This window comes from Actinomadura sp. CNU-125 (assembly GCF_001942465.1).
GTDB lineage: Bacteria > Actinomycetota > Actinomycetes > Streptosporangiales > Streptosporangiaceae > Spirillospora.
In genome coordinates this window covers 26,846-37,657 of record NZ_MKJY01000573.1, presented here as the reverse complement: position 1 = coordinate 37,657, position 10,812 = coordinate 26,846, and the positions used below count along the sequence as shown (strand labels likewise).

General features: G+C 70.2%; 11 protein-coding genes and 2 pseudogenes. 2 read left to right on the top strand and 11 right to left on the bottom strand.

Annotated features, from left to right (window positions below):
• Nucleotides 1-538 precede the first annotated feature (538 nt).
• Complete coding sequence (locus BJF79_RS44290) at nt 539-895, bottom strand: ArsR/SmtB family transcription factor (protein ID WP_262403477.1); 357 nt, start codon at nt 893-895, stop codon at nt 539-541.
• A gap of 137 nt (nt 896-1,032) precedes the next feature.
• A pseudogene (locus BJF79_RS67960) lies at nt 1,033-1,350 on the bottom strand (YnfA family protein).
• 26 nt (nt 1,351-1,376) lie between these two features.
• Here BJF79_RS67960 and BJF79_RS44280 point away from each other — a divergent pair.
• Entirely contained in the window at nt 1,377-1,751 is a 375-nt protein-coding gene (locus BJF79_RS44280; protein WP_075906584.1) for an ArsR/SmtB family transcription factor, read from the top strand.
• On the top strand, nt 1,748-2,278 hold the full coding sequence (locus BJF79_RS44275; protein WP_075906572.1) for a DUF2703 domain-containing protein: 531 nt from the start codon (nt 1,748-1,750) through the stop codon (nt 2,276-2,278). Before BJF79_RS44280 ends, BJF79_RS44275 begins: the two co-directional genes overlap by 4 nt.
• Nucleotides 2,279-2,441: 163 nt before the next feature.
• On the opposite strand, the gene BJF79_RS44270 is transcribed toward BJF79_RS44275, so the two are convergent.
• The 9 genes and pseudogenes from BJF79_RS44270 to BJF79_RS44230 form a co-directional block, all read right to left on the bottom strand.
• Nucleotides 2,442-3,902, bottom strand: a complete 1,461-nt coding sequence (locus BJF79_RS44270) for a PhoX family protein (protein WP_262403476.1) — start codon at nt 3,900-3,902, stop codon at nt 2,442-2,444.
• Nucleotides 3,903-4,136: 234 nt separating this feature from the next.
• A complete protein-coding gene (locus BJF79_RS44265; RefSeq protein WP_262403475.1) occupies nt 4,137-4,931 on the bottom strand; it encodes a response regulator transcription factor in 795 nt (264 codons plus the stop codon).
• A gap of 29 nt (nt 4,932-4,960) precedes the next feature.
• Nucleotides 4,961-5,814: pseudogene (gene pstB / locus BJF79_RS44260) on the bottom strand (phosphate ABC transporter ATP-binding protein PstB).
• A 119-nt stretch (nt 5,815-5,933) separates the two neighbouring features.
• Complete coding sequence (gene pstA / locus BJF79_RS44255; protein WP_075906566.1) at nt 5,934-6,833, bottom strand: phosphate ABC transporter permease PstA; 900 nt, start codon at nt 6,831-6,833, stop codon at nt 5,934-5,936.
• Entirely contained in the window at nt 6,830-7,777 is a 948-nt protein-coding gene (gene pstC / locus BJF79_RS44250; protein WP_075906564.1) for a phosphate ABC transporter permease subunit PstC, read from the bottom strand. Before pstC ends, pstA begins: the two co-directional genes overlap by 4 nt.
• A complete protein-coding gene (locus tag BJF79_RS44245; protein ID WP_262403474.1) occupies nt 7,774-8,760 on the bottom strand; it encodes a PstS family phosphate ABC transporter substrate-binding protein in 987 nt (328 codons plus the stop codon). Before BJF79_RS44245 ends, pstC begins: the two co-directional genes overlap by 4 nt.
• 201 nt (nt 8,761-8,961) lie before the next feature.
• Nucleotides 8,962-9,408 carry an arsenate reductase ArsC gene (locus BJF79_RS44240; protein WP_075906562.1) on the bottom strand — a complete coding sequence of 149 codons (447 nt, stop codon included), beginning with the start codon at nt 9,406-9,408 and terminating at the stop codon, nt 8,962-8,964.
• Nucleotides 9,405-10,037 (bottom strand): three-helix bundle dimerization domain-containing protein, encoded by a 633-nt coding sequence (locus BJF79_RS44235; RefSeq protein WP_075906560.1) that lies wholly within the window; start codon nt 10,035-10,037, stop codon nt 9,405-9,407. Before BJF79_RS44235 ends, BJF79_RS44240 begins: the two co-directional genes overlap by 4 nt.
• Nucleotides 10,034-10,741, bottom strand: a complete 708-nt coding sequence (locus tag BJF79_RS44230) for a helix-turn-helix domain-containing protein (RefSeq protein WP_075906558.1) — start codon at nt 10,739-10,741, stop codon at nt 10,034-10,036. The genes BJF79_RS44235 and BJF79_RS44230 overlap by 4 nt, the downstream gene beginning before the upstream one ends.
• Nucleotides 10,742-10,812: the final 71 nt, after the last annotated feature.

Below are 10,812 nucleotides of genomic sequence, written 5' to 3'. Positions count from 1 at the left end.
TGTCGTGCCAACGACCTTCCCTTCCGGTTCTCCCCAACTCTAGTTGGGGCCCTGTCCGGAAGATCCGTGGCACCTCACAACACACGATCTGGTCTGACCTACTCCCGGGCCAGTCGCTACTGACCGTTCCGATCCTCCTCGTGGGCCAGTTCGGGGCCGGCCATGCCTTCTTGATGTTGCACGCAAGGACTCCTTCGCTGATCGAGACTCTGCCTCGGCGGCGACCCGCCATCCACCCATATATTGTCACATGCAAAAATGACGATATGTGAGGTGGCTCGTTGCCGGCAGCCCCCCTCGTCAGCCGGCCCGGGCTGGCGTGCGGGGTCGTTCGAGAAGCGTGCGATGGTCGGTCCGGGGCGCGAGACCTCGGGACCCTCGTGGCGCGTCGGGCAGTGCGTCCCGCAGCGTATTGCTCTCGATGACCTGCCGCCTCTGCGGGCGCGGTGCCCAGTTCCGCGACCGACTCGTCGATGCGTCCCTCATCGCTTGGGCGTGCATGCGGGCCGCCGGTCGGCGGGGCGGTGGACGTGAGAAGTCAGTGCAGCAGTGCGCGCAGCGCGTCCAGGCGCTCCGGAACGATCGCGTACCACACCCATGTTCCGCGCTTCTCGCGGGTGACGAGACCGGCGTCGGTGAGGATCTTCAGGTGGTGGCTGACGGTCGGCTGCCGCAGGCCGAGCGGCGTGGTGAGGTCGCAGACGCACGCCTCGCCGTCCGGGCTGGCCTCGATCATGCCCAGGATCTGGACCCGTGTCGGGTCGGAGACCGCCTTGAACGTGCGCGCGCGCTCTTCGGCCTCCGACCGGGGCATGGGGGTGAGGGTGATCGGGGTCGGCGGGTGGCACGCATCGGTGCCGGACGCGGGCTGCTGGTGCTGAGCGGTCAGGGTCACGCCGCCATCGTCCATGCCGCGAGTGTATGTCCGGTGAACGAGAGTGAACGTCCGATGAACGGCACAAAGGGCCGGGGGTCGCTCGGCTTCGTCACGGCCTTGTGCTGTTTCGTGATGCTCGGGACAGGAGTTCGCCTTCAGTGCTCGCGCGGTGCGTACATGATGGCCGCGACTCCTGCCAGGCATACCAGGGCACCGATGACGTACCACCGGTCGGGGAAAGCCGTCCATCGCCATACCCCCGGGCGAGCGAGCCGGCGACGAAGACCCCGCCATAGGCGGCCAGGATGCAACCGAAGTTCGGATCGGGCTGGAAGGCGGCGACGCATCCGTGCACCCCGAGCCTGCTGGCGCCCGCGCCAATCCACGACCAGCCACGATGCTCGCGCACCCCCCTGCCGGACCAGCCAGACGCCCACTGGTCGCAGGGGCGGCGAGTAAGGGGTTGCGCTCACCCTCGAAAGCTTGCATAGTTGTGCAAATGAGCAAGGATGAAAGGGTGGGCGACCTCGGTGCGGTGCTGTCCCATCAGCTCTTTCGGGCTTTGAGCGATCCCACGCGGGTTCGTCTCATCGACCTGCTCGCGGAGCGGTGCCGTGCCTGCTCGGTGTCCGAGCTGGCCGAATGCCTCGATGTGGATCTGTCGGTGGTGTCCCGGCACCTGGCGCTTCTGCGGGCGGCCGGTGTGCTGCGGGCGGCCAAGAGCGGCCGGAGCGTTTTGTACGAGATCCAGTTCGACGCCGTGAGCGAGGCTCTGCGCGGTATCGCCGACACGCTCGATCGTGCCCGGGACGACTTCGCCCGCTCGTCCGCCTGCGCTTCGAACAGCATTGCCGACGAGGAAGGAAGCCCATGACTGTCAACGATGTCGCCGATACAGGGGCGGTCTCCATTGGTAACCGGTCCAGGGTCCGGCTGATCGTCGAGTACTGGACCGTGACCATGGAGGATCAGGATTCGTGCGGATCGTGCGATGCGACACTCGCGCTGCTTCATGAGGCCATCGATGCTGTCCGCCCGTTCGCCGAGCGGCTCGGCATCGTGATCGACGTTGCGGCGTCCAAGATCACCACGTGGGACGACGCGGTCGAGCAGGGCATCACGGCATCGCCGACCATCCGTGCCGAGGGGCTTGAGATGCGCCCGGTGCATCCGGACGGATCGGAGGCCCGTGTCTGGAGCTGGCGGGGGACGGTCGGCGCATCGCCGGCGCCTGAGGCGCTGCTCGACCTCTTGCTGCGGGCCGTCGCGGAACGCAGTCGCCGCCTCGGCGCCTACCTCGCGGAAGGAGGACCGGCTCCGTACGTCCGTACATACCTGCGGGCCACGGCTGCCGCCGATACGGCGCCGACCGCGACCTGCGGCCCTGTGCCCTGCGGCTGACGCGAGGACAGGAGACCCCGGTGCGGCGGCCCTGCGGAGGGGGCTCGCACCGGGGGTTCCACTTGCTCGTCCGCGGGCCGCCCGGCTTGGGCTCGGTGCACGGTCGGGGGCGCCGAAGACCTGGCCGGGCGGGGACGGACGGGCGGGCTGGTGTGGCCGGTGTCTACAGGGGGCCTCGGCGCCAGGGGCCGCGGATGGCGTAGGTGCGTCCGGGCGGGGTCAGGTCGGTGGTGGAGCCGAGGGTGTTGGCGAACAGGACCGAGCCGTCGGGGCTGAAGCAGGCGCCGGCGAACTCGCTGTCGTCGGTGATGTTGACGGCGAACTCGAAGGGGGCGCCGCCGGGGTCCAGGCCGATGAGCCGGTTGACGTTGTCGAGGCCGGGGGCGAGCGGGTGGGGGTCGGCGTCGGCGGACGAGGCGTCGTCCTCGCACAGGATGATGCCGCCGCGCGGGGTGAAGGTGAGGTTGTCGGGGGAATCGAGGACCTTGCGTCCGGGGGATTCGTAGACGAGTTCCAGGGTTCCGCCGTCCCGGTCCCAGCGGTGCGGCCCCCGGCCGCCGTGGTCGCGGTCGCGGCGGCGGCCGGGAATGTAGCGCCAGACCTGGCCGTAGCCTTCGCGGTAGCCGTCGGCGCCCGGCGAGTCGCCGTTCTTGGCGTCGCCGCCGCTGGTGGAGTTGAAGTAGATGCCGCCGTCGCCGTACCAGCAGCCTTCCAGGCGGTTGAACTGGGCGCCGCCTGAGGCCAGGCCCTGCTGCGTGCAGGTGGCCGCGCCGTTCTCCAGGTCGGGGTCGGGGTCGTCGATGCGGACCCATTCGACCGGCAGCCGGGCGCCCATGCGCTGCCCTTCGCGGGTGTCGTACCCGGGCCGTCCGGTGATCTTGAGCATTTCCAGGACGCCGCCGCCGGCGAGGTCGCGGGGATTGCGGGGGCGGTAGCGGTAGAAGCCGTTGGGCTTGCCGGAGTCGTCTTCGGTCTCGTAGACGTATCCGGTGCGAGGGTCGACGGCGACGGCCTCGTGGGAGAAGCGGCCCATCGCGGTGATCGGCCGGGAGGCGGCGGGACGCCCGGGACCGGGGCCGTGCAGCGGCACTTCGAAGACGTAGCCGTGCTTGCGCTGCCATCCCTGCCGGGGACCGGCCGTGGTCTCTTCGCAGCTCAGCCAGCCTCGGCCGCCGTACATGACGCCGCCGGCGCAGTTGGTGGTGGTGCCGTTGAGGCTGACGAAGTGCTCCAGGACCCGGCCGGTGCGCGGGTCGACGTCCAGGGTGGTGGTGCCGGCGACGCCCTGCTCGTCGTAGCGGTCCGAGCCGGGGACATGGACACGGCCGGTGGGGCTGCCCGGGCCGGTGCGCACCTCGTGGTTGCGGATGAGGCGGACGGCACCGCGGCGCGGGCTGGGGAACGCGGCCATCCCGTCGTGGGCGATGGGGGTGGCTTGCCCGTCGCTCATCGTGGTCCCGGTGAGCCCGAACACGGTGTAGGTGAAGCCCGCGGGAAGCGCCAGGAGCTCTTCGCCGGTGCTGGCGGCGCGGGCGCGGCACAGCGGCCCGTAGCCGTCGCGGTCGCGACGGCGGCGCGGACGCCCCGCCGTCGCCCACGCCGCATGGGAACCGAGAGTCTGCATTGCCACCCCTGCGGCCATGGTTCCGCCTGCAGTGGTCAAGAACCGCCTGCGATCGATTTGTGTCATCGCCGCTGTTCCCTTCGGATTGCTGTACGCGACAGGTAGATCATGCTGTTCATAGATGGACGTCTATGTCTCGGTCGCGTGGCCCGTGGATGACCGGTGCCCACCCGGCGGGTGAACGCCTTGCCGGACGGGGCGGCGGATGCACCGGCATCGACCCGGTGGACGGGGTCAGGGACGGGTGAGGCGGTAGCCGATGCCGCGGACGGTGAGGATGATCGTGGGGTTCTCGGGGTCGTCGCCGAGCTTTTCGCGCAGGCGGCGGATGTGGACGTTGATGGTGTTGGTGCGGACCTTGTCGGTGCGCCAGACGTGGTGCTGGATCTGGCGGCGGTCGACGACGCGGTCGGCGTTGAGCATCAGGTAGTGCAGCAGTTCGAACTCCCGCAGCGGCATCGCGACGATGCGTCCGCCGACGCGCACCACGTGGGCGGTGGGGTCCAGTTCGATCGAGCCGCACGTCAGGACAGGGGTGCCGGTCACGGCGGTGTCGTCGCGGATCCCGGTGATGAGGGGAAGCAGCTCGGGGAGCCGGTAGGGGCGGGCGACGCAGAGGTTGGCGCCCGAGGCCAGGGCCTCGACGGCGCGGTCGGCGTCGCCCGCCCCGACGCCCAGGATGATGGGCGTGGACAGGCTGCCGCGGACGGCGGTGACGAAGGTGACGGCGTCGACGACGGGGATGCCGGCGCTGATGAGGATGAGGTCGGGATGCAGCGCGCCGGTGCGCAGCAGGGCTTGGGCGCCGTCGGTGCACACGGTCGTCTCGACTCCTTTGGCGGCCAGGGCGAGGACGAGTTCGTGGCCGAGGCCCGCGTCGGGATCGGCCACCAGCAGCAGCGGAACATGCGCCCGTTCGGCCGCGGTGGACACGGCCGTGAGAGGCGCGGGCCCGGCCGGAAGGTGCCGGGCGGGCGGCCCGGGCGTGGGAGCAGAAGAGGCAGCCGCGGCGGCGGCTTGGTCGTTCACGTCCGTGAGCCTCCTGAGTTCCGGCGGGGTCAGCCGAATCTGCCGGTGATGTAGGCCTCGGTGCGCTTGTCCGCGGGCGTGGTGAAGATCGTGGTGGTCTCGTCGTACTCCACCAGCCGGCCGTGCCGCTCGCCGGCCTCGTCGACGTCGGCGGTGAGGAACGCGGTGCGGTCGGAGATCCGGGCGGCCTGCTGCATGTTGTGGGTGACGATCACGATCGTGAACGACGCGGCGAGCTGGTGCATGAGGTCTTCGATCTTGGCGGTGGCGATGGGGTCGAGCGCCGAGCACGGCTCGTCCATCAAGATGACCTCGGGCTTGACGGCGATGGTGCGGGCGATGCACAGCCGCTGCTGCTGCCCGCCCGACAGGGCCAGGGCGCTGTCCTTGAGCTTGTCCTTGACCTCGTCCCACAGCGCGGCGCCGGTGAGGGCCTCCTCGACGATGTCGCCCAGGCCCTTGCGGACGCGTTGACACGGGGGCCGTAGGCGATGTTGTCGTAGATCGACTTGGGGAACGGGTTGGGCTTCTGGAAGACCATGCCGATGCGGCGGCGCACCTCGATCGGGTCGACGTCGTCGGCGTACAGATCCTGGCCGTGGTAGGCGATCTTGCCGGTGACGCGGGTGCCGGGGATGAGGTCGTTCATCCGGTTGAAGCAGCGCAGGACCGTGCTCTTGCCACACCCGGACGGGCCGATCATGGCGGTGATCTGGCGGCGTCCGATGGTCATGGTGACGTCGCGGACGGCCTGGTAGCCGCCGTAGGAGACGCTGAGGTCGGCGAGTTCGAAGACGGGGTCGGACAGGTCGGGGGCTTCGCGGCGCGCGTCGCGGTGCACCGTCCGGCCGGTGGAGGGGTGGCCGCTGCGCGGGGCGCCCATCCCGCCGGTCGCCGGGCCGGTCACAGGTGCCACCGGCTGGTTGTTGGTGGCTTGGGTGCCGGCGGATCGGGTGGTCTCGGTCATGGGGGCTCCGGGAGTGGTCGGGCTCATGTCGGCGTTCACCAGCGCTTCTCGAAGCGGTTGCGCAGCCAGACCGCGACCGAGTTCATGGTCAGCAGGATGGCCAGCAGGACGACGATGGCGGCCGAGGCGAGGGTGTGGAACTCGGCTTCGGGCTGCTTGACCCAGTTGAAGATCTGGATCGGCAGGACGGTGTAGGCGTCGTTGACGCTCTCGGGGTTGAAGGTGATGTGGGCGACGGCGCCGAGCAGCAGCAGCGGTGCCGCCTCGCCGATCGCGCGCGACAGGGCGAGGATGACGCCGGTGGCGATGCCGGGGACGGCGGCGGGCAGCACCTGCCGCCAGATCGTCTGCCACTGGGTGGCCCCGAGGGCCAGAGAACCTTGCCGGATCGAGCCGGGCACGGCGCGGACGGCCTCCCGTGCCGCGATGATCACGACCGGCAGTACCAGCAGCGACAGCGTGAGCGACGCCGCCAGCAGCGTCCGCCCGAACCCGAGGCCGCGGGCGATGATGCCCAGACCGAGGATGCCGTAGACGATCGAGGGGACCGCCGCCAGGTTCTGGATGTTCAGCTCGATCAGCCGGTTGTACCAGCGGTCCCGCCGGGCGTACTCCTCCAGGTACAGCGCCGTCATCACCCCGATTGGGCACGCGACGAACAGGCCGGTCAGGCCGACCACGTACACGGTGCCGATGATGGCCGACTGCGCACCCGCCCGCTCCGGATGCAGCTTGGAGGGGAAGTTGGTCCACAGTCGCGAGTCCAGCCGGCCCCAGCCCTCGTGCAGGACGTAGGCGAGCAGGACGGCCAAGAACGCCACCGCGATCGCCAGGCTGGTGAACAGCGCGATGCGGAACACAGGCTCCAGCAGGCGGCGCCGCCCCTCCAGGCCGTGCTCGACGGGGCGTTCCAGCTCCGCTTCGACAGCGCTCATTCGTACACCTCGCGGTACTTGCGGACCAGGCGGATGCTGAGGGCGTTCATCACGAAGGTGAGCAGGAACAGCAGCAGCCCGACGGCGAAGATCGTGGTGTAGTCGAACGAGGCGGTCGGCAGGTCGCCCTCACCGGCCTGGGCGATGTAGCCGGTCATGGTCTGCATCCCCTCCAGGGGGTTCCAGCTCAGGTTGGCGCGGTTGCCCGAGGCGATCGCCACGATCATCGTCTCGCCGACCGCGCGGGAGATCGCCAGCACGACGGCGGCGACGATGCCCGACAGCGCGGCGGGCAGCACCACCCGGACCGCCACGATCCGCTTGGTGGACCCCAGCGCGTAGGCGCCCTGGCGGAGCGAGTGCGGGACCGCGGCCATGGCGTCCTCCGACAGCGACGCCACGGTCGGGATGATCATCACGCCCATCACCAGGCCCGCCGACAGCGCGTTGAACACCTCCGGGCCGTCGCCGAACGGCCAGTGGTCCTGCAGCAGCGGGGTGAGGGCGGCCAGCGCGAAGAACCCGTAGACGACCGTGGGAATGCCCGCGAGCACCTCCAGCACCGGCTTGAAGATCTTCCGGGTGCGGGGGTGGGCGTACTCGGACAGGTAGATCGCCGCCGCCAGCCCCAGCGGGACGGCCACCACGATCGCGATGGCCGTGATGAGCAGGGTCGCTCCGAGCAGCGGCAGGACGCCGTAGGACGGCGGCTCGAACAGCGCGCTCCATGTGGTGCCCGACAGGAAGTCCCAGACGCCGACACGTTCGAAGAACCGCAGCGTCGGCGGCAGCAGCGAGACGATGATGCCGATCGTGGTGGCGACCGACACCAGCGCCGCCACCAGCAGCATCCCCTTGATGACCGCTTCGCCGTAGCGGGGGCGCCGCCGCCGCAGAGGCGCCGGGGCCCCTGCGGTCGGCGGTGCCGGGGTGGACGCCGTCATTCGCCGGCCTGGCTCTTGAGGGCCTCCAGGTCCTTCTTCAGTTCGGCTTCCTGGGCGGGATTGAGCGGGATGAACTTGGCCTGCTGGGCGATCTCGGCGTGCTTGTCGACGAAGTACTCAACGAACGCCTCGACCTCGGACCGCTGCAGCGCCTTGGCGGACGGGTAGATGAACAGCGGCCGCGACAGCGGCTTGTAGGTCCCGTCCTGTGCGGTCTGCAGGCTGGGCGCCACGCACCCGTCGCCGCCGTCGATCTCGACGGCCTTCAGCTTGTCGGCGTTCTCTTCGAAGTAGGAGTACCCGAAGTAGCCCATACCGCCCTTGGAGCCCGACACCCCTTGCACGGTGACGTTGTCGTCCTCGCTGGGCTGGTAGTCGGTACGGCTCGAGCCCTCCTCACCGTTGATCACTTCGGTGAAGTAGTCGAAGGTGCCCGAGTCGGTGCCCGCCCCGAACAGCTTCAGCGGCTCGTTGGGGAACTGAGGGTCGACCTGGTTCCAGTTGTTCACCTTCGAGCCGGGCGCCCAGATCTTCTTGAGCTGTTTGACGGTCAGGCACTTGGCCCAGGTGTTGTCCTTGTGCACCACCACGGTCAGCGCGTCATTGGCGACCGCGAACTCCTCATACTTGACGCCGCCGGAGGCGCACGCCTGCTTCTCCTCGTCCTTGATCGGACGGGAGGCGCCGGAGATGTCGGTCTCGCCCCGGCAGAATTTCTCGAACCCGCCGCCGGTGCCCGAGGTTCCCACCGGGATCTGCACCCGCCCGTACTTCTCGGTGAACAGTTCCGAGGCCACCGTGCTCAGCGGCGCCACCGTGCTCGAACCGTCCACCTTCACCGTGCCCGACAGGTCCCCGCCGGAGCCCCCGTCGTCCGAGCCGCCCCCGCAGGCGGCGAGCGTCCCGGCCAGCCCGGCCGCACTCGCGATGACCGTCGCGCCCCGCATCCAGCCGCGCACGGGAACACGCATCGAGTTGGTCACGTCCGTCGTCCTTTGTTCACTTTCGGCCCTCACTCGGCGGGCCGGACTCGGCGGTACCGGTTGGCACCCGCGTATATAGAAGTCCGCCTATGTGAACACCGGGCGAACCAGGTGTGACTTGAGACATAAAATAGATGTCTGTCTATGTTCGGTTGTGAGGTGGCGGAGCGCGGCCGGGACGTGAGTGCCTTCCGCGGGATGTCAGGGGCGGGACAGTTCGCCGATCAGCGCCTCGATCCGGGTGCGGATCTCGTCGCGGATGGGGCGGACGGCCTCGACGCCCTGCCCGGCGGGGTCGTCGAGTTTCCAGTCGAGGTAGCGCTTGCCGGGGAAGACCGGGCAGGTGTCGCCGCAGCCCATGGTGATGACCACGTCGGACGCCCGCACCGCGTCGATCGTGAGGACCTTGGGCGTTTCGGCGGAGACGTCGATGCCCTCCTCTGCCATCGCCTGCACCACGGCCGGGTTCACCCGGTCGGCCGGTTCGGACCCGGCGGAGCGGACCTCGACGGCGTCCCCGGCCAGGTGGGTGAGGTAGGCGGCGGCCATCTGTGAGCGTCCGGCGTTGTGGACGCACACGAACAGCACGCTCGGCTTGCCGGACGTCCCGGTGGTGCCGGTCTCGGTGGTCGCGGGGCTCTCGGTCATGCGTTCTCCTTGTACTGGATGGTGGTGAGCAGGTCGGTGACGAGCAGGTCGAGTTCGTCGCGGATGCGGCGGACTTCGGTCAGGGGACGTCCGGCGGGGTCGGGGACCGTCCAGTCGAGGTAGCGGATGCCGGGCAGCACCGGGCATGCGCCCCCGCAGCCGAGCGTCACCACGAGATCGGCCGCCGCGACCAGCTCGTCGGTCAGCGGTTTGGGGAACTCCGGAGACAGATCGACCCCGATCTCCGCCATCGCCTCGACGATGACGAGTTCGAGTTCCGCGGCCGGCGCGGTCCCCGCACTGCGGGCGTGGAGCCGTCCGGCACCGCGGACCGCGGCCAGCGCGGCCGCCATCTGCGAGCGGCCCGCGTTCCCGGAGCAGACGAACAGCGCCTCCGGCACCGGTTTGCCGCGGCGGCCCTCGGCCTGGGCGAGCGCGGTCAGCCGCTCGGCGGCGAACCGTTCGGCGAGCACGACCAGATGGGCGTCCACACGCGAGGTCGCGCGCAGCCGCTCATAGGAATCGGCGACCAGCCGTCCGATCGTCTCGGCGGAGGCGAGCCCGTGGAACCGCGCCGCGAGACGTGCCGCGATCCGCTCGAACACCGCCCGTTCACCGGTCCTGTTCACGCCGGTCTCCCCGCAGCGGCCGTGTCCACGGCCGCGGCGAGCCGCCCGACGCGGTGCCGGATGAGCGCCAGCGCCTCCTCGAACGCCGCGTCGGTATCGGCCAGCACCGGATCGGGAACCGACCAGTGCAGCCGGCCCGCGCTCCTTCCGGCGGCCAGCTGTTCGTGGGCGTTGTCGCACACCGCGACGACGAGGTCGCCGGGCTCCAAGACGTCCCGGACGTGCGCGGTGCCGCCGGTCAGCAGGTCGAGCCCGTGAGCCCGCGCGGTGGCGACCGTCCGGGGATGGACGTGCGGGCTCGGCCGCGTCCCCGCCGACGCCGCGGGCACCGGGCTGCGCCGCGCCCACAGCGCGGCCGCGAGCTGGGACCGCGCCGAGTTGTGCGTGCACACGAACACCACGCGGGACGGCCGCGCCAGCCCCCGCACGGCCGCAGGCACCAGGTCGTCCAGCGTCTCGGGGACCAGCCGGACGTAGCTGCGGCGGCGATCGGCCTCCGAGCGGCCCCGGACCACCAGGCCCGCCCGCTCCAGCACCCCCAGGTGATGCGCCAGCAGGTTGGAGGGCAGGTCGAGGCGCGCGCCGAGCTCCTTCGGCGAGACGTCCTGCAGCGCCAAGGCGTCCACCATCGCCAGCCGGACCGGCTCGGCGAGCGCGGCGTGCACGGCCGCCCGCCGAACCAGATCAGATTGCTCAGCATCCATTGAGTCAATGTAGGTTGAGGTAAGTCTCACGGTCAAGCGGCGCGAACACCACCATTCGGGTGCAACGGCTA

Bases quoted from the DNA above. Each gene is read 5' to 3' on its own strand.
- BJF79_RS44280 (WP_075906584.1), top strand. From the start codon at position 1,377: ATGAGCAAGGATGAAAGGGTGGGCGACCTCGGTGCGGTGCTGTCCCAT.
- BJF79_RS44275 (WP_075906572.1), top strand. From the start codon at position 1,748: ATGACTGTCAACGATGTCGCCGATACAGGGGCGGTCTCCATTGGTAAC.
- BJF79_RS44270 (WP_262403476.1), bottom strand. From the start codon at position 3,902: ATGCAGACTCTCGGTTCCCATGCGGCGTGGGCGACGGCGGGGCGTCCG.
- pstA (WP_075906566.1), bottom strand. From the start codon at position 6,833: ATGAGCGCTGTCGAAGCGGAGCTGGAACGCCCCGTCGAGCACGGCCTG.
- pstC (WP_075906564.1), bottom strand. From the start codon at position 7,777: ATGACGGCGTCCACCCCGGCACCGCCGACCGCAGGGGCCCCGGCGCCT.
- BJF79_RS44240 (WP_075906562.1), bottom strand. From the start codon at position 9,408: ATGACCGAGAGCCCCGCGACCACCGAGACCGGCACCACCGGGACGTCC.
- BJF79_RS44230 (WP_075906558.1), bottom strand. From the start codon at position 10,741: ATGGATGCTGAGCAATCTGATCTGGTTCGGCGGGCGGCCGTGCACGCC.